18 protein-coding genes are annotated in these 20,118 nt (G+C 69.1%); 6 read left to right on the top strand and 12 right to left on the bottom strand.

Features of this window, described 5'->3' with window-relative positions:
• Nucleotides 1-195: 195 nt before the first annotated feature.
• From gshB to ASF94_RS18355, 8 genes are all read right to left on the bottom strand, one after another.
• A complete protein-coding gene (gshB, locus tag ASF94_RS18390; protein WP_056669916.1) occupies nucleotides 196-1,149 on the bottom strand; it encodes a glutathione synthase in 954 nt (317 codons plus the stop codon).
• A 21-nt stretch (nucleotides 1,150-1,170) separates the two neighbouring features.
• On the bottom strand, nucleotides 1,171-2,361 hold the full coding sequence (locus ASF94_RS18385; protein ID WP_056669913.1) for a benzoate/H(+) symporter BenE family transporter: 1,191 nt from the start codon (nucleotides 2,359-2,361) through the stop codon (nucleotides 1,171-1,173).
• A 142-nt stretch (nucleotides 2,362-2,503) separates the two neighbouring features.
• Nucleotides 2,504-4,372, bottom strand: coding sequence for a potassium transporter Kup (locus tag ASF94_RS18380; RefSeq protein WP_056669910.1), 1,869 nt, complete (start codon nucleotides 4,370-4,372; stop codon nucleotides 2,504-2,506).
• Between the two features lie 270 nt (nucleotides 4,373-4,642).
• Complete coding sequence (gshA, locus tag ASF94_RS18375; protein ID WP_056669907.1) at nucleotides 4,643-5,941, bottom strand: glutamate--cysteine ligase; 1,299 nt, start codon at nucleotides 5,939-5,941, stop codon at nucleotides 4,643-4,645.
• 148 nt (nucleotides 5,942-6,089) lie between these two features.
• A complete protein-coding gene (locus tag ASF94_RS18370) occupies nucleotides 6,090-7,556 on the bottom strand; it encodes a TrkH family potassium uptake protein (protein ID WP_056669904.1) in 1,467 nt (488 codons plus the stop codon).
• 71 nt (nucleotides 7,557-7,627) lie between these two features.
• Nucleotides 7,628-9,085, bottom strand: a complete 1,458-nt coding sequence (trkA, locus tag ASF94_RS18365; RefSeq protein WP_056669901.1) for a Trk system potassium transporter TrkA — start codon at nucleotides 9,083-9,085, stop codon at nucleotides 7,628-7,630.
• Nucleotides 9,086-9,161: 76 nt separating this feature from the next.
• On the bottom strand, nucleotides 9,162-10,442 hold the full coding sequence (locus ASF94_RS18360; RefSeq protein ID WP_056669897.1) for a glutamate-5-semialdehyde dehydrogenase: 1,281 nt from the start codon (nucleotides 10,440-10,442) through the stop codon (nucleotides 9,162-9,164).
• Nucleotides 10,443-10,501: 59 nt separating this feature from the next.
• A complete protein-coding gene (locus ASF94_RS18355) occupies nucleotides 10,502-11,203 on the bottom strand; it encodes a dienelactone hydrolase family protein (protein ID WP_056669894.1) in 702 nt (233 codons plus the stop codon).
• Between the two features lie 258 nt (nucleotides 11,204-11,461).
• Between ASF94_RS18355 and ASF94_RS18350 the strand changes: the two genes are divergently transcribed.
• The 4 genes from ASF94_RS18350 to creC all read left to right on the top strand — a co-directional run bounded on the left by ASF94_RS18350 (nucleotide 11,462) and on the right by creC (nucleotide 15,126).
• On the top strand, nucleotides 11,462-12,217 hold the full coding sequence (locus tag ASF94_RS18350) for an SDR family oxidoreductase (protein WP_056669892.1): 756 nt from the start codon (nucleotides 11,462-11,464) through the stop codon (nucleotides 12,215-12,217).
• A complete protein-coding gene (locus ASF94_RS18345; protein WP_056669889.1) occupies nucleotides 12,217-12,855 on the top strand; it encodes a MarC family protein in 639 nt (212 codons plus the stop codon). Before ASF94_RS18350 ends, ASF94_RS18345 begins: the two co-directional genes overlap by 1 nt.
• A 19-nt stretch (nucleotides 12,856-12,874) precedes the next feature.
• The gene (locus ASF94_RS18340; RefSeq protein ID WP_056669886.1) at nucleotides 12,875-13,582 is read left to right on the top strand and encodes a response regulator; all 708 of its coding nucleotides are present in this window, start codon (nucleotides 12,875-12,877) and stop codon (nucleotides 13,580-13,582) included.
• A 101-nt stretch (nucleotides 13,583-13,683) separates the two neighbouring features.
• Nucleotides 13,684-15,126, top strand: coding sequence for a two-component system sensor histidine kinase CreC (gene creC / locus ASF94_RS18335; RefSeq protein ID WP_056669883.1), 1,443 nt, complete (start codon nucleotides 13,684-13,686; stop codon nucleotides 15,124-15,126).
• 49 nt (nucleotides 15,127-15,175) lie between these two features.
• On the opposite strand, the gene ASF94_RS18330 is transcribed toward creC, so the two are convergent.
• Complete coding sequence (locus ASF94_RS18330; protein ID WP_056669880.1) at nucleotides 15,176-16,366, bottom strand: ATP-binding protein; 1,191 nt, start codon at nucleotides 16,364-16,366, stop codon at nucleotides 15,176-15,178.
• 157 nt (nucleotides 16,367-16,523) lie between these two features.
• Here ASF94_RS18330 and creD point away from each other — a divergent pair, with 157 nt between their 5' ends.
• Together creD and ASF94_RS18320 are read left to right on the top strand one after the other, a co-directional pair.
• On the top strand, nucleotides 16,524-18,014 hold the full coding sequence (creD, locus tag ASF94_RS18325; RefSeq protein ID WP_056669975.1) for a cell envelope integrity protein CreD: 1,491 nt from the start codon (nucleotides 16,524-16,526) through the stop codon (nucleotides 18,012-18,014).
• On the top strand, nucleotides 18,011-18,271 hold the full coding sequence (locus ASF94_RS18320) for a hypothetical protein (protein WP_056669876.1): 261 nt from the start codon (nucleotides 18,011-18,013) through the stop codon (nucleotides 18,269-18,271). The genes creD and ASF94_RS18320 overlap by 4 nt, the downstream gene beginning before the upstream one ends.
• Before the next feature lie 35 nt (nucleotides 18,272-18,306).
• Here the strand turns inward: ASF94_RS18320 and ASF94_RS18315 are convergent, their stop codons facing one another.
• From ASF94_RS18315 to ASF94_RS18305, 3 genes are all read right to left on the bottom strand, one after another.
• Nucleotides 18,307-18,855, bottom strand: coding sequence for a hemerythrin domain-containing protein (locus ASF94_RS18315; protein WP_056669873.1), 549 nt, complete (start codon nucleotides 18,853-18,855; stop codon nucleotides 18,307-18,309).
• A 265-nt stretch (nucleotides 18,856-19,120) separates the two neighbouring features.
• Entirely contained in the window at nucleotides 19,121-19,699 is a 579-nt protein-coding gene (locus tag ASF94_RS18310) for a hypothetical protein (RefSeq protein ID WP_056669870.1), read from the bottom strand.
• A 175-nt stretch (nucleotides 19,700-19,874) separates the two neighbouring features.
• Entirely contained in the window at nucleotides 19,875-20,093 is a 219-nt protein-coding gene (locus tag ASF94_RS18305) for a CsbD family protein (protein ID WP_056669973.1), read from the bottom strand.
• Between the last annotated feature and the right edge of the window lie 25 nt (nucleotides 20,094-20,118).

Below are 20,118 nucleotides of genomic sequence, written 5' to 3'. Positions count from 1 at the left end.
GCCGTTTCCAGCAATCCGTCTCATCAGCGAAGCCTTGAATTCTACACCGGTTTTTCAACCTGCCGCAACTCAAAACCGAAATCTTTTTTCCCGACTCCCCAGAACTTCCGAAGAAGATCTGCAGCGCCAAGCCCACGAGTATATGACGGTTTGGCGACCTGCAGAGAAGTTTCTGCAAAAAACTTGGGCGAGCGCTCAGCGAGCCTCTTCGATGGCTGCTTCCAGCGCGTCGATGAACAGCGCCGCCACGTCGCATCCGGTCTGGTCGAATATCTCCTGGAAGCACGTGGGGCTGGTCACGTTGATCTCGGTCACGCAGTCGCCAATGACGTCCACGCCTGCAAGGAGCAGGCCTCTCTCTATGAGTACGGTGCCGATCGCCTCGCCGATCTCCTGGTCACGTGCCGTCAGGGGACGGGCCACGCCCTTGCCGCCCGCGGCGAGGTTGCCCCGTACTTCGCTGCCCTGGGGGATGCGCGCCAGGCAGTAAGGCACGGGCTTTCCTCCGATGATGAGGACGCGCTTGTCCCCTTCGACGATCTCCGGCAGAAACTTCTGCACCATGACGCTCTCTGCGCCGCCTTTATTCAGCGTCTCGATGATGCTGCCCAGGTTCATGCCGTCCCTGCCGACGCGGAAAATGCCCATGCCTCCCATGCCGTCGAGCGGCTTGAGGATGATGTCGCCGTGCTCGGCATGAAAGCGCCGGATGTCCTGGGCGTCGCGCGTCACCAGCGTCGGGCCGATGAACTCGGGAAACTCCATGATGGCGAGCTTCTCGGGGTGGTCCCGCAGTGCGCGGGGTTTGTTGAAGACCTTGGCACCGTCCCGCTCCGCCTGCTCCAGCAGATGGGTGGCATAGAAATACTCGCTGTCGAAGGGCGGGTCCTTGCGCATCAGCACGGCGTCGAAGTCGGCCAGTGCCACAGCACGGGCTGGCTGGGCGACGAACCAGTCGTCCGCATGCCCGGTCAGGCGGATGTCGCGTACGGTGGCGGTCACACGCTGGCCGCGCTCCCAGTGCACCTGGGCGGGTTCGCACACGGCCAGCGTGTGGCCGCGGCGCTGCGCCTCACGCATCATGGCGAAGGTCGTGTCCTTGTAGATCTTGAACTGTTCGATGGGATCGGCGATGAAGAGAAGCTGCATGGTTCCAGAGACTTGATGGGCTTAGGCACCCTGGGCGGGCGATCTGCCGTACTGTTGCACAACTAGCGCGATGTTGCCGGCGACGACGCCCCAGAAGGCCGAGCCGACGCCCGCCAGGGTCACGCCGCTCAAGGTGACGAGAAAGGTGATGAGCGCTGCCTCGCGGTGCGATTCATCCTTCAACGCCAGCACCAATCCGCCGCCGATGGTGCCCAGGAGGGCCAGGCCGGCGATGGCCACCACCAGTTCACGCGGGAAGGCGGTCAGCAACGCCGTCACCACCGCGCCGAAGATGCCGATGACGACGTACAGCACGCCGCAACAGGCGGCGGCCGTATAGCGCCGCGCCCGGTCCTCGTGCGCCTCCGGCCCCATGCACATGGCGGCCGTGATGGCACTGAGGTTGAGCGCGAAGGCGCCGAACGGCGCCAGCGCCAGGGTGGCCGCGCCGGTCATCGTGATCAGCCGTGAGACGGGCAGCGGATAGCCGGAGGCGCGGATCACCGCCGCGCCCGGCAGGTTCTGCGACGCCATGGTGACCACGAAGAGCGGCAAGGCCAGGCTGACCACTGCCGCCCAGCTGAAGGTGGGCGCGGTGAACACCGGCATGGCCAGGCCGATGGCCGCCCCCGACCAGTGCATGCGCCCCGTCGCCGCCGCGAAGATGACGCCCGCCGCCAGCGTCAGCACCACGGCGTAGCGGGGCAGCAGGCGGCGCGTGGCCAGATAGCTGCCCAGCATCCCAAGCACCGAGGGCAGGTCGGTTTTCGCCGCGACGAAGGCGTCCATGCCGAAGCGGGCCAGCACCCCCGCCAGCAAGGCCGAGGCAACGGCCAGGGGGATGCGGTTCATCACCCGCTCGAACCAGCCGGTGGCCCCCGCCAGCGTGATGAGCGCGGCGCTGACCATGAAGGCCCCGACCGCGTCGCCCATGCCGAAGCCCCCGGCCGCCCCCGCCGTGGCCAGCACCGCCGCCCCGGGCGTGGACCAGGCCACCATCACCGGCTGCCGCAGAACGAGCGAAGGCAGCAGCGAGCACAGCCCCATGCCCAGCCCGAGGGCCCACATCCACGAAGTGATCTGCGCCGGCGTTGCCTGGAACGCCTGCGCCGCCTGGAAGATGATGGCGATCGAACTGGTGAAGCCCACCAGCACGGCGACGAAGCCGGCGGTGAAGGTGGACAGGCTGAGGTCTTTGAAGAACGAGCGCATGAACAGGGAAAAGGTACGGCGGGGCGGGACCGTGGCCGCCGACCCACCATTGCTATTGATTCAATAGCTGAAAGCTCAGATTAGACAAGCGCCCGGCCCTGAAAACACCACTATTCTCCGCCCCGCTCCATCACAGCGTTTCTCAGATCTCGATCTTGGAGCCCAGCTCCACCACCGCGTTGCTCGGCAGGTTGAGGAAGCTGGCGGCGCCGCTGGCGTTGTGGTGCATCTGCGCGAAGAGCTTTTCGCGCCACGGAGCCATGCCGCTGCCGATGGTCGGGATCACCACGTCGCGCGACAGGAAGTAGCTGGTGGTCATGCCGTCCAGCTCGCAGCCCCGCCCGCGCATGGCGGCCAGGGCGCGGGGCAGGTCGGGGTCGTTCTTGAAGCCGTAGTGCACCACCACCTGCCAGCAGTCGCTGCCCAGCGGCTCCACCTGCAGGCGCTTCTCCAGTCCGATCCAGGGGGTTTCGTGGCTGCGCACGGTGACGAACAGGTTCTGCTGGTGCAGCACCTTGTTGTGCTTGAGGTTGTGCAGCAGCGCGTTCGGTACCGAGCCCGGCTCGGCCGTCAGGAACACCGCCGTGCCGTCTACCCGCGTAGGCGGGCTGAGGAACACCGCCGTGAGGAAGTCGCGCAGGTCGATGGAGTCCTCGCGCAGCTTGTCGTTGAGCAGCTCACGCCCACGCTTCCAGGTCATCATCAGCACGAACAGCGTCGTGCCGATCATCAACGGGAACCAGCCGCCCTCGAACAGCTTGAGCAGGTTGGAGGTGAAGAACGCCAGATCGACCAGGAAGAAAAAGCCGGTGGCCGCGATGCACAGCGCCAGCGGGTAGCGCCAGCCGTACCGGATGACGAAGAACGTCAGCACGGTGGTGATCAGCATGTCGAGCGTGACGGCGATGCCGTAGGCCGCCGCCAGGTTGCTGCTGGAGCGGAACATGACCACCGCCAGCACGATGGCGACGAACAGCCCCCAGTTGACGAACGGCATGTAGATCTGGCCGGTGTCGCGCACGCTGGTGTGCTGGATATTGAGGCGCGGCAGGTAGCCCAGCTGGATCACCTGCTTGGTCACGCTGAAGGCGCCGGTGATGAGTGCCTGCGAGGCGATCACCGTGGCCATGGTGGCCAGCACCACCAGGGGGATGAGCGCCCAGTCGGGCGCCATCATGAAGAAGGGGTTCTTCACTGCCTCGGGCTCGGCCAGCAGCAGCGCGCCCTGGCCGAAGTAATTCAGCGTCAAGGCCGGCATGGCCACGCTGAACCAGGCCAGGCGGATCGGCTTCTTGCCGAAATGGCCCAGGTCGGCATAGAGCGCCTCGGCCCCGGTCACGCAGAGCACGACCGCGCCCAGGATGATGAAGCTGATGCCCGGGTTGGCCCAGATGAAGCCCAGCGCGTGGTGCGGGCTGAGGGCGCCGAGGATTTCGGGGTGGCCCACGATATGGGGGATGCCCAGCGCAGCGATGGAGGCGAACCACACCAGCGTGACCGGCCCGAAGTAGCGGCCGATGCCGGCGGTGCCGCGCTTTTGCACGACGAACAGGCAGAACAGCACCACCAGCGTGAGCGGAATCACGGCGCGGCGGAAGTGCGGCGAGACGACCTCCAGCCCCTCGACCGCCGACAGCACCGAGATGGCCGGCGTGATGACGCCGTCGCCGTAGAAAAGGCAGGTACCGAAGATGCCCACGGCCAGCAGCACGGAGCGCAGCCGGGGCTTGTCCTTCACCGCCTGCGACGCAAGCGCCAGCATGGCGATCAGCCCGCCCTCGCCCTTGTTGTCGGCGCGCAGCACCAGCACCACGTATTTGAGCGAGACGATGACGGTGAGCGTCCAGAACAGGATGGACAGCACCCCGTAGACGTTGCCGGGAGTGAAGGGCACATGGCCCGACCCGAAGACTTCCTTGACTGCGTAGAGGACGCTGGTGCCGATGTCGCCATAGACGACGCCGATGGCGCCCAGCGTGAGCGCTGCGAGCGAGGATTTGGAGCTTTGCACTGGTGGGGCCGGGGGGCGCGCGACGGCGCGGCCGGGTTCCGATTCTTGCGGGACCGCTATTGTGCTCCGGGCCGTTTACACAGGCAGCCGGCCCGTGTCAGCCGAAGCGACAAATTGTTGCAAGTCCACCACGGCGCCGCGGCCAGCCCCCTGCCGCACAGCGCCCCCGCCCCGGCTTCGACAGGCTCAGCCCGGATGGCCATTCGGTCGTTGGGCCGCTGGGTCGTTGGGCCGCTGCTTCACCGGCGGGCATGGGCCCGGCGGCCACCGTCAGTCGTACACCTCGGCCTCGGGGTCGGTCGCCTCCAGCTCGTAGCTGGCGGCCAGCATGGCCAGGCGCGCCACCACGCCATACATATAGAAGCGGTTGGGCGCGCTGGCGCCCGGGCGGGCGCCGGGCTGGGGCAGATGGGTACTGTGCTTGAAGGCCAGCGGCACGAAGCTCGCGCCCGGCGCGGCCAGGCTCTCGTCCACGCCGCGTTCGGCATGCATTCGGTAGAAGCCGCCCACCACGTAGCGGTCCATCATGTAGACCACCGGCTCGGCCACGGCTTCGTGCACCCGCTCGCGGGTCAGCACGCCTTCCTGGATGATGACGTCGTGCACGGCCTGGCCGTCCTTCACGATGGCGCTCTTGCCACGGGGCTTACGGCCGACCAGCGCGTCCAGGTCCTTCGCGTCGCGCACCGTCAGCACGCCCATGGCCTGGGTGCCGTTGTCGGGCTTGACGATCACGAACGGCTTTTCATTGATGCCGTATTCCTTGTACTTGCGGCGCACCTTGGTCAGCTGCGCGTCCACGGCGCCGCGCAGCTGCTCCAGGCCGGCTTCGGTGTGGAAGTCCACCCCCTCGCTACGGCTGGAGAGCGGATTGATCAGCCAGGGGTCGATGCCCAGCAGCTTGCCCAGGCGCTTGGCCACTTCCTCGTAGCTCTGGAAGTGGCGGCTCTTGCGGCGCACGCTCCAGCCCGCGTGCAGCGGCGGCAGCAGGTATTGCTCGTGCAGGTCTTCCAGAATGCCTGGCGGGCCGGCCGAGAGGTCGTTGTTCAGCAGGATGGTGCAAGGGTCGAAATCCTTCAGGCCCAGCCGGCGCTTGGTGCGGATGACCGGCTCCAGCGTGACGGTCTCGCCGTCGGGCAGCGTCACCAGCGTGGGCTTCTTGATCTCCGGGCTGATGGAGCCGACCCGCACGTTCAGCCCCGCCATGTTGAAGATGCGCTGCAGCTGCACCACGTTCGACAGGTAGAACGTGTTGTTCGAGTGGTTCTCCGGAATGATCAGCAGGTTGCGCGCCTCGGGGCAGATCTTCTCGATGGCCGCCATCGCCGCCTGCACGGCCAGCGGCAGCATCTCGTTGGTCAGGTGGTTCCAGCCGCCGGGAAAGAGGTTGGTGTCCACCGGGGCCAGCTTGAAGCCGGCGTTGCGGATGTCCACGGACGTGTAGAACGGCGGGGTGTGCTCCATCCACTCCAGGCGAAACCAGCGCTCGATGGCGGGCATGGAGTCGAGGATGCGTTGTTCGAGTTCGTTGATCGGCCCCGTGAGGGCGGTGATGAGGTGCGGAACCATGAAACCCCTTGTGGGAGGAAGGGAAGACGCCCGCCCGGGGGCGCACGCTGACGAAAGATTGTAGGGAGATGGGGCCGCTGCGCCATTCCGCAACCCGGCATGCGGCCCCGCTGTCCCCACCCATACGTGGCCTGCGCCGCGCTGGATCTCAGCGGCGCCAGAAAGCCGGTGTCAGCAGTGCCATGAAGCTCAGGATCTCGAGCCGCCCGAGCAGCATCGCCAGCGTGCAGACCCAGAGCTGGAAATCGGTCAGCACGGCGTAGGAGGACGCCGGGCCCAGCTGGCCCAGCCCGGGGCCCATGCAATGCACGCTGGCCAGGACGGCCGAGAACGCGGTGACCGGATCGAGGTCGGTCAGCAGCAGCACCATGCTGAGGGTCACGACGGTGGCGCCATACACCAGCATGAAGGCCAGCACCGAGAAGATCATGCGGTGGTCGACCACCGCCTCGCCCAGCCGCACCGGCTGCACGGCGCGCGGATGCACGATGCGCGTCATCTCGCGCCGCGCCTGCTTCAGCAGAATCAGCATGCGCACCATCTTGATGCCGCCGCCGGTCGACCCGGCACTGGTCGCCACGCCCGACAGCAGCAGCATGAAGACCGGCGCGAACACCGGCCAGCCCAGGTAGTCGGTGGTGACGAAGCCGGTGGTGGTGGCCACCGAGATCACGTGGAACATGCCGTAGCGCAGCGCGTCCGAGAGCGGATAGACGTTCTTCGCCCAGAGCAGCACCGACACCACCAGCCCGCCGCCGATCAGCGCCACCATGGTCGCGCGCATTTCCGCGTCGCGCCAGAAGCCGCGCAGGTGGCGCTTGCGCACCGCGATGAAATAGAGGGCGAAGTTGCAGCTGGCCAGCAACATGAACACCACGGCGATGGCCTCCAGCAGCGGCGACGAGAAGTAGGCGAAGCTCAGGTCGTGCGACGACAGGCCGCCCAGGCTCACCGTGGCGAACATGTGCATCAGCGCGTCCTGCGGGCTCATGCCGGCCGCCCAGTAGGCCAGCGCGCAGACCACCGAAAACAGCACGTACACGCCCCAGAGGCCCTTGGCCGTCTCGGTCATGCGCGGGGTCAGCTTGGTGTCCTTGACCGGGCCGGCCGCCTCGGCCTTGAAGAGCTGCGCCCCGCCCACGCCCAGCAGCGGCAGCACCGCCACGGCCAGGATCAGAATCCCCATGCCGCCGATCCACTGCATGAAGGTGCGCCACAGGTTCACCGAGAGCGGCAGGTCGTCCAGGTCGGTCATCACCGTGCCGCCGGTGGTGGTGAGACCGGACACCGCCTCGAAATAGGCATGCGTGAACGACAGCGGACGCCCCAGTTCGTGCGTGGCGAAAAGCAGCGGCAGCGCGGCGAAGACCGGCAGCACCACCCACACCATCGACACCAGCATCACGCCGTGGCGCGGCAGCAGTTCGCGCCGGTGGTGGCCCGTCTGCAGCCAGAGCATGGCGCCCACCGACCAAGTGATGGCCGCCGAGCCGACGTAGGTCAGCCAGAGCCCGTCCTCGGTCAGCCAGGACGCCGCCAGCGGCACCGCCATGGAGGCGCCGAACATCGCCAGCAGCACGCTGAGCACGCGCAGAACGGGAAAGAGATCCGCCATGGGAGGTTGAGCGAAGGAGGAGAAAGTCGGACAGGAAGAGGAAGACGGCGCGCGGCGTGCTGGCGGGCGTGTCAGAAGAACGTGGCGCTGACGCGGAACAGCTTTTCCACGTCGCGCACCAGACGCTTGTGCGGCAGGAAGAACACCACATGGTCGTTGCTCTCGATGACGGTGTGGCTGCGCGGGATGATGACTTCGGGCTCCTGCTCGGGGATGGGCTCGGCGCCCTGCGCCTCCGGCAGGCCGCGCACGATCAGCCCCATGTGCACCTCGGCCGGCAGGTGGATCTCGCTGACCTTGCGGCCCACCACGCGCGAGCTCTTGCGGTCGCCGCGCGCCACGATCTCCAGCGCCTCGGCCACGCCCCGGCGCAGGCTGTGCACGGCCTGCACGTCGCCGCGCCGCACGTAGGCCAGCAGCTCGCCCAGCAGCGCCTGGGCGGGCGACAGGGCGATGTCGATCTGCGTGCCGTGCATCAGGTCGGCATAGCTGCGCCGGTTGATGAGCGCCAGCACCCGGCGCGCGCCCATGCGCTTGGCCAGCAGGCTGGCCATGATGTTGTTCTCGTCGTCGTCGGTGAGCGCCAGGAAGAGGTCCACCTCCTCGATGCCCTCGTCGCCCAGCAGGTCTTCGTCGGTCGCGTCGCCGTTCAGCACCAGGATGCCGGTGGGCAGCTGCGCGGCCAGCGCCTGGCAGCGGGCGGCGTCCTCGTCGATGATCTTCACGTTGAAGCCGCCCTGCTGCGACAGCTGCCGCGCCAGCCGCTGGCCCACGCGGCCGCCGCCGGCCACCATGATGCGGCGCACCGGCCGCGCGGCCTGGTCGCCGCGCCGGTGCAGCGCGGCCAGCACCTGCGGAATGTGTTCGCGCGCGGACAGCACGAACACTTCGTCGCCCGGCTCCACGCGCGTGGCGCCGTCGCAGGGGATGAAGCGGTCTGGCTCTTCCGGGAAGCGGCGGTAGATGGCCACGATGCGCATGGCCACCTCGGGCGCCATCTCGCGCATGGTGGCGATCTTCATGCCCACCATGGACGCGCCCAGCCGGGCCCGCACCGACACCAGGCATGCACGCCCCCCCGCGAACTGGCGCACCTGCAGGGCCTCCGGGAACTCGACCAGCTTGCCGATGTAGCGGGTCAGCGATTCCTCGGGGCAGATGATGCGGTCCACGCCGAAGCCGTCCTTGCCCAGCAGCAGGCGGCCCTGCTCGGTGTCGAAGCCGGACGAGCGCACGCGGGCGATGCGCGTGGGCACGTTGAACAGCAACTGCGCGACCTTGCAGCAGACCAGGTTGGTTTCGTCCTGCGCGGCGCAGGCGATCAGCAGGTCGGTGTCGCGCGCGCCGGCCTCGGCCAGCACTTCGGGGTCGATGCCGTTGCCGACCACGCCGCGCAGGTCGAAGCGCGCCTCCAGGTCGCGCAGGCGCTCGGCATCGGTGTCGATGACGGTGATGTCGTTGCGCTCGGACACCAGGCTCTCGGCCACGCTGTAGCCCACGCGGCCCGCGCCGAGGATGATGATTTTCATGAAGAATCGGCCTCTGAGGCAGTGACGACGGGCGCGTTCAGCTATCGAATCAGTAGCAAGCCGATCAAGCGCGGCATCAGGCCCGGACTTCGCCTTCGCCCAGCACCACCCACTTGAGCGAGGTCAGCCCCTCGATGCCCACCGGCCCGCGGGCGTGGAACTTGTCCGTGCTGATGCCGATCTCGGCGCCCAGCCCGTACTCGAAGCCGTCGGCAAAGCGCGTGCTGGCGTTGACCATCACGCTGGCCGAGTCCACCTCGCGCAGGAAGCGCTGGGCATGCATGTGGTCGCGCGTGAGGATGGCGTCGGTGTGGTGGCTGCCGTAGCGGTTGATGTGGGCAATGGCTTCGTCCACGCCTTCCACCACCTTGATGCTGATGATGGGCGCGAGGTACTCCTCGCCCCAGTCCTGCTCGGTGGCCGGCACCAGCAATGCGCCGGGCACGTCGGCCAGGAGCGCCAGCGATTCGGGGCAGCCGCGCATCTCCACGCCCTTGGCGGCATAGACCACGCCGATCTGCGGCAGGAATTCGGCCGCCACGCCGCGCGCGACCAGCAGGCCCTCGCTCGCGTTGCAGGGGCTGTACTTGTTCGTCTTGGCGTTGTCGGCCACCTTCACGGCCATGGCCACGTCGCAGGGGTCGTCCACATAGGTGTGGCAGTTGCCGTCCAGGTGCTTGATGACGGGCACCTTGGCATCGCGGCTGATGCGCTCGATCAGGCCCTTGCCGCCGCGCGGGATGATCACGTCCACGTACTGCGGCATGGCGATGAGCTGGCCCACGGCCTCGCGGTCGGTGGTCTGCACCAGCTGCACGGCGTCTTCGGGCAGGCCGGCTTCGGCCAGCGCCTGCTGCACCAGGCGCGCCAGCGCCTTGTTGGAGTCGATGGCTTCCGAGCCGCCGCGCAGGATGCAGGCGTTGCCGCTCTTGATGCTGAGGCTGGCGGCCTCGATGGTCACGTTCGGGCGGCTCTCGTAGATCATGCCGAACACGCCGATCGGCACGCGCATCTGGCCGACGCGGATGCCGCTCGGCTGCTGCTTCATGCCCAGAATCTCGCCGATGATGTCCGGCATGGCGGCCAGCTGCTCGCAGCCCAGGGCGCAGGTCTCCAGCACCTTGGGGCTGAGCTTGAGCCGGTCCACCATGGGCTCGGCCAGGCCTGCGGCGCGGGCGCGCTCCAGGTCGCGGGCGTTGTCCTCTTGCAGGGCGCCGACGCTGCCCCGCAGCAGCCGGGCCAGCGCCAGCAATGCTTTGTTTTTAATAGCAGACGGCGCCCGCGCCATCAGCGCGGAGGCCGTTTTTGCCTGTAAGCCGAGGGTCTGGGTGTATTCAGCGATGTTGAGCGCGTTCATGGGCGTGATTTTGACGCACTCGGCGCCCCGCCGCCCGACGCCGCGCTCAGCCCCGGTTCTCAGCCGACGTGGCGGGCCAGGAAAGCCTGCGTGCGATCCGCCGCCGTGCTGGCCGCTGCCGCGTCGTAGGAGCCGCGCTGGTCGCAGTTGAAGCCGTGGTCGGCGTCGTACAGGTGCACCTCGACTTCCGGGTGGGCGCGGCCGAAGGCCTCCACCGAATCGACCGGAATGAAATGGTCGCGCCGGCCGAAATGCGCCATCACCGGGCAGCGCGGCTGGCGGTCGACTTCCGCGCCCATCGTCATGCCGCCGCCGTAGTAGCAGATGGCGGCCGACAGGCCCTGCAGTTCGCAGGCGGCGCGCCAGGTCAGCAGGCCGCCCCAGCAGAAGCCGAAGATGCCGACCTTGCCGCCACCCTGCTCGCCCGCCAGCTTGGCAGCGTGATCGATGGCGGCCTGGATGTCGGGCAGCACGCCCGCGCCCGGCAGCGCCTCGGCGCGGGACTTCAGCTCCATGCCGGCCTTCATGTCGGCGTCGGTGTAGCCCAGCTCCACGCCCGGCTCGACGCGCGCGAACATGGCGGGCGCCACCACGGCGTAGCCCTTGGCGGCCCAGCGGTCGGCCACGTCGCGGATGTGCGAGTTGACGCCGAAGATCTCCTGCACCACCACCAGGCCGCCGCGCGGCGTGCCCTCGGGCAGCGCGACCCAGGCGGGCACGGTGAAACCATCGGCGGAAGTGAGATCGACGAACTGACCCATGGGTGTGGCTCCTTGCGGTAGAGATAGATGGATAGAGAGATTAGCGATGACAGCGGGAAGGGGTGGCGCGTTGGTAGCGCGTTGGTGCCGCGCCGGAAGCGCCGTGCGACCGAACGAGGAACGCCCGCACGCGGACAACACGGAATCATCGTCCGCCGGCTGCCCCGAACGCTGCCGGACGGCGCCGCGCAATGCTGTAATGCCGGGCAGCAGGCGCCCCGCGCGGGGCGCCCGCATTCTTGCAGAAGGAGCCAGCACATGAGCGATTCCCCCCACGTGGCGTTGATCACCGGCGGCAGCCGGGGCATTGGCGCGGCCACCGCGCTGCTGGCGGCACGCCAGGGCTGGGCCGTGGCCGTCAACTACGCCCGCAACGAGGCGGCCGCGCAGGCCGTGGTGCGGCAGATCGCCGAAGCCGGCGGCACCGCCATCGCCGTGCAGGGCGACGTGGCGGTGGAAGCGGACGTGGTGGCGATGTTCCGGGCGGTGGACGAGCGGCTCGGGCGCCTCGGCTGCCTGGTCAACAACGCCGGCGTGGTGGACGTGCCTGCCCGCGTGGACGACATGGGCGGCGAGCGCCTGCGCCGCATGTTCGACATCAACGTGCTGGGCAGCTTCTACTGCGCCCGCGAGGCCGTGCGCCGCATGAGCACCCGGCACGGTGGCGCGGGCGGCAGCATCGTGAACGTCTCCAGCGCGGCGGCGCGGCTGGGCGCGGCGGGCCAGTACGTGGACTACGCAGCCGCCAAGGGCGCCATCGACGTGCTCACCGTGGGCCTGGCGCGCGAGGTCGCGGCCGAGGGCATCCGCGTGAACGCCGTGCGGCCAGGGCTGATCGAGACCGAGATCCACGCCAGCGGCGGCCTGCCCGACCGCGTGCGCGACCTGGCCCCCCTGGTGCCGATGGGACGCGGCGGCACGGCGGGCGAAGTGGCCGAGGCCATCGTGTGGCTGATGGGCGATGCCTCGCCCTACACCACCATGACGCTCATGGAAGTCTCCGGAGGCCGCTGATGGAATCGCTCAAACCCCTGATCGCCCTGCTGGCCATCGTCAACCCGCTGGCCATCGTGCCGTTCTTCATCCACTACACGGCGGGCTTCTCGTCGGCCGAGCGGCGCCGCACCATCCAGGTCGCCTCGTTCAGCGCGTTCTGCGTGATCGCCGCCTGCGCGCTGCTGGGCCTGCAGATCCTGGCGTTCTTCAACATCTCGCTGCAGAGCTTCCAGGTGGGCGGCGGCATGCTGCTGCTGATCAGCGCGCTGAACATGCTGAACGCCCAGCCGGCCGAAGCCAAGCCGCTCACCAACGAGCTGCAGGCCGGCGCGGAGAAGGCGGCGCAGGGCGACAGCATCGCCGTGGTGCCGCTCACCATTCCGCTGCTTACGGGCCCGGCCAGCATGTCCACCGTGGTGATCTACGCCGACCGCGCCCAGACCTTCTGGCAGCACGCCGCGCTGGTGGGCTACGGGGTGGTCATCGCCATCGCCACGGCGCTGTGCTTTTCCCTGGCCGACCCCATCGCGCGCGTGCTGGGCAAGACCGGCATCAACGTGATGACCCGGCTGATGGGGCTGATCCTCGCAGCGCTGGCGGTGGAGGTGATGGCCGACGGGCTGGGCAAGCTCTTTCCGGTGCTGGTCGCGCGCTGACGCAGCGGAACGCCCGCCGATGCCTGCCCACATCCTGCTGGTCGAGGACGACCCCGCCATCGCCCGCACCGTGGCCTATGCGCTGGAACGCGAAGGCCTGGCCACCCGCCACAGCCTGCTGCTGCGCGATGCGCGGTCGCAGCTGCGCAGCAGCACGGCCTTCGACCTGCTGGTGCTGGACGTGGGCCTGCCGGACGGCAACGGGCTGGAGCTGCTGCGCGAGCTGCGCCAGGCCGGCCAGGCTCTGCCCGTGCTGGTGCTGAGCGCCCAGGGCGAGGAGATCGACCGGGTGCTGGGCCTGGAACTGGGCGCCGACGATTACCTGCCCAAGCCCTTCAGCCCGCGCGAGCTGGCCGCGCGCGTCAAGGCGCTGCTGCGGCGCGCCGGGCCCGCGGCGGCGCCGCTGGCGGGCTCCGCCGCAGGCGCTGCCGCCGCCAGCAGCCCCTTCCGCGACGATGCCGCCGGCCAGCGCATGCACCTGCACGGCCGGCCCCTGGCGCTGACGCGGCGCGAGTACCGCCTGCTGTCCGCGCTGGTGGCGGGCGGCGCCGGGCGCATCCATTCGCGCGACGCGCTGCTGGCTGCCGCCTGGGGCGACGACAGCGACAGCACCGACCGCACGGTGGACACGCACATCAAGACCCTGCGCGCCAAGCTGCGCGAGGCCGACCCGGCGCGCGAGTACATCGCCACCCACCGGGGAATGGGCTACAGCCTGGAGGCCTGAACGCGGCATGGAATATGAGTCAAATCGGCCTCCAGCGCCCATTCATCAAGGGTTTCTAGCTATTATTTTAGTAGCTAACACTTCACGCCCCGCCTGAACCCATGCGCCTCGGCATCCGCCTGCTGTTCGCTTTCTTCCTGATCAACGGCATTGCCGCGTTCTTCGTGCTGCGCGTCTTCACGGCCGAGATCAAGCCCAGCGTGCGCGAGGTGATGGAAGACATGATGGTGGACACCGCCAACCTGCTGGCCGAGCTGGCGGCCGACGACCTGGCCGCGGGCCGGCTGCGGGCCGACGCCCCGGGCGCGCCCGACAGCGCCTTCGCGCGCCACGTGCGCGCCTATGCCAGCCGGCCCATCGACGCGGCCATCTGGGGCGTGTCCAAGCAGACGCTGGACTTCCGCATCTACGTGACCGACGCCACCGGCCGGGTGGTCTTCGACAGCGAGCGCAAGGCGGTAGGCGAAGACTATTCCCGGTGGCGCGACGTGGCCCGCACCCTGCGCGGCGAATACGGCGCCCGCGCCAGCCGCGACGTGGCGAGCGACGAGACCAGCGGCGTGATGTACGTGGCCGCGCCCATCCGGGTCGAAGGCCGCATTGCGGGCGTGCTCACGGTCGCCAAGCCCACGCGCGCCGTGCAGCGCTTCATCGACCGGGCGGAGAACAAGGTGCTGCGCGGCGGCGTGCTGCTGCTGGTGCTGTCGGCCCTGGTCGGCGTGGCCGTCACCGTCTGGACGGTCTGGCATGTGCGCCGCCTGCGCGACTACGCCCTGAGCGTGCAGGCGCCTGGCGATTCGGCCGCCCCGCCGCCGCCCGTGCCGCAGGTGCCGGGCGAGCTGGGCGACCTGGCCCGCGCCATGGACCGCATGCGCGAGCGCCTGCAGGGGCGCGACTACATCGAAGGCTATGTGCGCGCCCTCACGCACGAGCTGAAAAGCCCCGTGGCCGCCATCCGCGGCGCCGGCGAACTGCTGCAGGACGAGCTGCCGCCGGAGGACCGCGCGCTGTTCGCCAGCCAGGTGGTCGCGCAGAGCGAGCGCCTGCAGCGCCTGATCGACCGGCTGCTGGAACTCAGCAAGCTCGAGCAGCGCCAGCATGCCGAGGCCGCCGCGCCGGTGCCCTTGCGCGAATGCGCCGAGCGCGCCCTGCAGCAGGCGACGGCGCGCGCCCGCCAGCGCGGCGTGGCGCTGCGGCTCGCGGGCGACAGCGCCAGCGGCGCATGGGAGGCGGAACTGGTCACCCTGGCCATCGGCAACCTGGTCGACAACGCCATCGACTTCTCTCCGGAAGGCGGCACCGTGCGGGTGCAGGTGGCAGGCGCCTCGGTGACGGTGCAGGACGAAGGCCCCGGCGTGCCCGACTACGCCCTGCCCCGCTTGGGCGAGCGCTTCTTCACCACCGCCCGGCCCGACGGCTCGCGCAGCGGCTCCGGGCTCGGGCTGGCGATCGTGCGGCGGGTAATGGCGCTGCATGGGGGTGGGCTGGAGATCCCCGCCGGGCAGCAGCGGGGCTTCACGGCGCGCCTGCACTTCCCGCCCTGACGCGGCCGGGCGGCGCCTGCCCGGGCGAGGCCCTACGGGCCGGGATCAATCAGTCCGCATCGTCCAGGGCCAGCCATCCCTGTGGCGAGGTCGGGGGCCAGGCACCGGCCGCCACCCGCTCGGTGTACCAGCGGTGCATCCCGGCATCCTCCACCGCGTACTCGCCGCGGGCGGACTTCCACACCAGAGCGGGCGTGCGCTGGCGCAAGGCCTCCAGTGCCTTCTGCGCCTGGGCGGCGCTGACCGGATGGCCCGTGGCAGCGCGGTAGAACCGCAGCGCCTCGCCGTCGTAGGGCCGGAATTTCGACCCTTGCTCCAGCATGCGCCAGAGCACGGCCTGCTCCGTCGGCTTCAGCCCCAGGAAGTCGGATTCCATCTGCGCCTCGTCCCGCCCCTGCTGTTGCCGAGCTGCCTCCATCAACGCGCCTTCGAACCGCCCCGACACGGTCGCCAGCGGGCTGAGCACCTGCCCCAGCGCCGCCATGAAGAACTGGGGCCGGAAGCCGAACACCTCGAATGCCTGCGCGAGCGCCTGCTGGTCGACGGGTTGCAGCGAAGGCCGCTGGGCTTCGACCAGTGCTGCGACATGGGCGATGAAGTCCGGTCCCAGCGACGGCATGCGCTGCACCTGTGACCCGTAGAAGGCTGCGCCCGAGGTGTTCACCAGCCGCATCAGCTTGTCACGGTCGGAGCCGGACATCACGAGCATCAGATTGACCTGCCCGGGCCGGTTCAGCTGGTCGCGCGCCGACTTCAGCGCCGTCATGGCGGCTTCGCCCGCTTCGCTGGTCAGCGCGTGCTGGGCCTCGTCGATGATGAGCGCCACCGGCTTGCCGGAGGCGGTGTGCAGCAGGCGCAAGGCCTCGGCCAGGGTCGTGCCGTCGACCTGGCCGATCCTGCGCAGGTCGATCTCCAGCGCCCCTGCCACCTTGACCTTGTCCAGGCCGGCCTTGTGCGCGGCCCGGGCAACCACACCCAGATGCGGCTCCAGCGCACGGCCGATCACCTCCGCGATCAGCAGGCCGGGGTCGCGCCGGGGGTCGGCCCAAAGATCCACATAGGCCACGACCACCCCGGCGCCCTGCAGGGCTGGCGTCAGGTCGGCCTGCAAAAAGGTGGTCTTGCCGGTTCGCCGGGGCGCCGCGACGAACAAGCCGTTGTGGGCATCGCCCAGCAAGGCTTCGCCCCGGAGCGCTGCCACCATTTCCGCCGCGAGCTGTTTCCTGGGATACGCGATCATTTTTACCGCCAATTATCAGGTTTTCGATATTTTATCCAGCCTTTGCATTCGCCCGATAAAACGAGGCGGCGGACTTCACGCCCGCTTCACACACCTCATCGTCTCCTCACCGTGGCTTTCGACACTGGCGCCTTCGTTGATCGACCCGGAGCCCCTCGTGTTCAAGCACCCTCTTTTCACCAAGATCGCCGCCCTGGCGGTCGTCACCGCCCTGCTGCTCATCGGCCTGGGCCTGATCGCCGATGTCGTCCACGACCGGCAGCGCTACCGGGCCGACGCGGCGCGCAGCGTGGCGCAGAGCCTGGCCGGCCCGCAGACCCTGCTGGGGCCGATGCTGCACAGCGCCTGCGTGGAGAGCTGGGAGGTCGCCAGCGGCCAGGGCGCGGATCGGCGCGTGGAGGAGCAGCGGCGGGAATTCCGCCTCACGGCCATGCCTGCGCGGCTGCAGATGCAGACGGCTGCGCTGATGCAGGAGCGGGCCCGCGGGCTGCACAAGGTCAACGCGTTCAACCTGAAGGCGCAGGTGACGGCGCAGTGGGCGTCGCTGGCCGCCCTGGTGCCGCAGGGCACGGTCAAGGGTTCGCGCCTGCAGTGCGGCGCCCCCATCCTGATGCTGGCGGTGGCCGACGCGCGGGGCATCCGCATGGCACGGGCGCAGGTGTTGGGGCTGAGCCAGGACCTGGCGCTCAAGCCGGGCACGTTCCACCCGGTGTTCACGCGCGGCCTGCACGCGATGCTGCCGGAGGCGCTGCGGGGCCAGGCCGATCCGCTGGAGGTGTCGGTGGACCTGGAACTGCTGGGCACGGAGCAGCTGTCCATCGTGCCGCTGGGCGACACCACCGACGTGCAGATGCAGAGCGCCTGGCCGCACCCCTCGTTCGCCGGCCGCTTCCTGCCCGCCGAGCGCGATCTGCAGGCCGACGGCTTCACCGCGCGCTGGCGCCTGTCGTCGCTGGCCACCACGGCGCAGCAGGACGTGGCGCAGGGCCGGCGCCTGTGTCTGGCGGATACGGACGGCTCTGCGATCGAGGGCGAGGTGGAGAGCGCCTCCGGCGCAGGCGACGGCCGCCGGGGCGGCTGCACCGACAGCTTCAGCGTGGCCTTCGTGGACCCGGTGAATCCCTATTCCCTGTCCGACCGCGCCACCAAGTACGGCGTGCTGTTCATCGCGCTCACCTTCGTCGCGGTGGGATTGTTCGAGTTGATGGGACGTGGCCCGCAGCAGGCCGCATCGGCCACCCCGGGCCGCGCGGCGGCGGGCCGGGTGCGCGTGCACCCGGTGCAGTACCTGCTGGTGGGCGCGGCGCTGTGCAGCTTCTTCCTCCTGCTGGTGAGCCTGTCGGAACATCTTTCGTTCGGGCTCTCGTATGCGGTGGCGGCGGGCGCCTGCGTGCTGCTGCTGGGCTACTACGCCAGCCACATGCTGGGCAGCGCGCGGCGCGGCCTGCCGTTCGCCGCCGGCATTGCCGTGCTGTATGGCCTGCTCTACGTGCTGCTGCAGCTGGAGCAGACCGCGCTGGTGGTGGGATCGATCGCGCTCTTCCTGGTGCTGGGCGCCGTGATGGTGCTCACCCGCCGGGTGGACTGGTATGGCATGGGCCGCTCCGGCGGCGCCGACGCCGCGCCTGCCCCGCAGGGGGCCGCATGACGACGCCCACGCCATCGCAGGACACGGGTACGCTGGCAGCGGCCGAGGCCGCGCGGGTGCAGCGCTATCACGACCGGCTGCTGGCCGCGCTGGCGGCGCGCGATCGCACGGCGCTGCGTGGCGTGAAGCAGGAGGTGCTGCAGGCGGCCTACGCAACGCCGCCGCAGGGGGGCCGGTCGGCCGCGCTGCGGCGGGCGCTCCGGCTGCTGGCATGGCGCATGGCCGGCCTGCGGCTGCCACGCGGGGCCAGCCGCTGAAACGGCCGCCGCGCTTCGCTTCTCTTCGCGTCGGTTCAGGCGGGCACCGTTCGATCCACAGCCGATGCAGTGGCGGCACGGGCACGGGCACGGGCGGGGGCACGGGCGGGGGCGGTAGAGCAGGCACCCCCGCAGCCTTCGATCGGCGCGGCGGGCAGCTGGGCGGGCCCCAGCACATGGCCCGTCGCCGGGTCGAAGCCCACGCGCCGCAGATGCAGCGCCAGGGCGGCGTCCATCGTCTGCGTGTGCTGCGGGAACCAGGCCGCCAGCTCGCTGGCCAGGGTCCGCAGCACGTGGAGTTCGCCGTGGGCCTGCGCCCGCTCGGTGCCCTCGCCCAGCACCTGCAGGATGACGCGGTGCTGCAGGGCATGGCAGTTGCCGGAGGCGAAGCGGGTGGCCTGCATCCAGCGGTCTTCCTGCCCGAAATGCGCCGTCGTGTGTTCGACCAGCGCCTGCCAGGCCGGCAGCAGCCGGCCATCGGAACTCTCCTGCACGGCCGCCAGCAGTTCGACGAACTCCTGGTGCGTGGCATCCATCACTGGCAGCTCCAGTGCCAGCCTGTCCGACCATTCCAATCGCGTCATCCCGTTCACCATCCTTTGCTGATGCCGGCCCGAAGCGGCGGCGAACACCAGCTTAGGCGGCAGCGGCGGCGCCAGCCTTGCGCCAGATCAGGTTCCTGGGACGCAGACGGTTTCCGGGCAACCCGCTGCACCCCTGCCGCGCGCGCATAAAAAAAAGGCCCCGCATGGGCGGGGCCTCCGGGCGCGGTAGCGATGGCGGCGCTGGGCCGCGAACGCTCCGCGTCTCGTTGTGGTGACAGGCGCAGTTGCCGGAGAGCCTGGCGGATTACTGGCCGTACATGCGCTTGGCGTCAGCCACGCACTTGTCCTTGGCATCGCCACTCATCGTGTCGCAGCGCTCCTTGGCAGCCTTGTACTGGGCTTCACGCATTTCGGCGGTGGCTTCCTGCTTCACTTCGGCGACGTTGGCTTCCTTCTTGGCAGCGGTGTCGGCAGGCTTGGCCTGGGCGCGGGCGACCTTGGCGTTTTCCTTGGCGGTCACGTGCGCGGCCTTGGCGTCCTTCTGGCAGACGTTCTTGGCATCACCGCTCAGGTCGTCGCACTTTTCCTTGGCGACGGCGTAGTCAGCGTCAGCGCGGGCTTCTGCCACCTTGTAGGTGTTCTTGTCGCTGGGCTTGTAGCGGGCTTCCAGGTCGGCCTTGGCGACGTTCTCGGCGCCCTTGGCTTCCTTCATGCAGATGTCCTTGGCGTTGGCAGTCAGCGCGTCGCACTTGGCCTTGTTGGCCTTGTAGTCGGCGGAGATCTGGTCCTTGGCGGCCTTGTGTTCGGCGCTGGTCATGGCCATGGCAGAGGTGGCCAGCATGCCGGCGGCGACGATAGCGATCAGGTGACGTGCGTGCTTCATAGGAGTTCTCCTCGGGTCTGAAAAGTTTTGGTGCCTTGGCCGTTCGCCTGCTGCACTGGCAGCGGCTACAGGGCTCGGGCTTGTTGTAGGTGGATGAAATACCAGGCGACTCCACCGGCGACGGGTTGCGCCGCCGGCTTCCCGCCAGGTCCGTGGACCCGGCGGGTGGAATCCATCAACGGTCGTAGCGGAAGTCCGGGTTGCGGCCTTCCCACGACTTCAGTTGTTCTTCCGCGGCGTCCTTGGCCAGGCCGTGGCGTTCCTGGAGCTTGCCCAGCAGCTGGTCGCGCTTGCCGGCAGCGACGTCGAGATCGTCGTCCGTCAGCTTGCCCCATTGCTCCTTGATCTTGCCGGTGAACTGCTTCCAGTTGCCCTTGACGGTGTCTTCGTTCATGGCCATCTCCTTTGCGGTTGTTGTC

This window comes from Acidovorax sp. Leaf160 (genome assembly GCF_001424265.1).
Classification (GTDB): Bacteria; Pseudomonadota; Gammaproteobacteria; order Burkholderiales; family Burkholderiaceae_C; genus Paracidovorax.
This window is presented reverse-complemented; position numbering and strand designations above follow the sequence as displayed.

Coding starts and splice junctions, on each gene's coding strand:
- gshB (WP_056669916.1), bottom strand. CDS start 1,149: ATGCAGCTTCTCTTCATCGCCGATCCCATCGAACAGTTCAAGATCTAC.
- ASF94_RS18385 (WP_056669913.1), bottom strand. CDS start 2,361: ATGCGCTCGTTCTTCAAAGACCTCAGCCTGTCCACCTTCACCGCCGGC.
- gshA (WP_056669907.1), bottom strand. CDS start 5,941: ATGGTTCCGCACCTCATCACCGCCCTCACGGGGCCGATCAACGAACTC.
- ASF94_RS18370 (WP_056669904.1), bottom strand. CDS start 7,556: ATGGCGGATCTCTTTCCCGTTCTGCGCGTGCTCAGCGTGCTGCTGGCG.
- trkA (WP_056669901.1), bottom strand. CDS start 9,085: ATGAAAATCATCATCCTCGGCGCGGGCCGCGTGGGCTACAGCGTGGCC.
- ASF94_RS18360 (WP_056669897.1), bottom strand. CDS start 10,442: ATGAACGCGCTCAACATCGCTGAATACACCCAGACCCTCGGCTTACAG.
- ASF94_RS18355 (WP_056669894.1), bottom strand. CDS start 11,203: ATGGGTCAGTTCGTCGATCTCACTTCCGCCGATGGTTTCACCGTGCCC.
- ASF94_RS18350 (WP_056669892.1), top strand. CDS start 11,462: ATGAGCGATTCCCCCCACGTGGCGTTGATCACCGGCGGCAGCCGGGGC.
- ASF94_RS18345 (WP_056669889.1), top strand. CDS start 12,217: ATGGAATCGCTCAAACCCCTGATCGCCCTGCTGGCCATCGTCAACCCG.
- ASF94_RS18340 (WP_056669886.1), top strand. CDS start 12,875: ATGCCTGCCCACATCCTGCTGGTCGAGGACGACCCCGCCATCGCCCGC.
- creC (WP_056669883.1), top strand. CDS start 13,684: ATGCGCCTCGGCATCCGCCTGCTGTTCGCTTTCTTCCTGATCAACGGC.
- ASF94_RS18330 (WP_056669880.1), bottom strand. CDS start 16,366: ATGATCGCGTATCCCAGGAAACAGCTCGCGGCGGAAATGGTGGCAGCG.
- ASF94_RS18320 (WP_056669876.1), top strand. CDS start 18,011: ATGACGACGCCCACGCCATCGCAGGACACGGGTACGCTGGCAGCGGCC.
- ASF94_RS18315 (WP_056669873.1), bottom strand. CDS start 18,855: ATGACGCGATTGGAATGGTCGGACAGGCTGGCACTGGAGCTGCCAGTG.
- ASF94_RS18310 (WP_056669870.1), bottom strand. CDS start 19,699: ATGAAGCACGCACGTCACCTGATCGCTATCGTCGCCGCCGGCATGCTG.
- ASF94_RS18305 (WP_056669973.1), bottom strand. CDS start 20,093: ATGAACGAAGACACCGTCAAGGGCAACTGGAAGCAGTTCACCGGCAAG.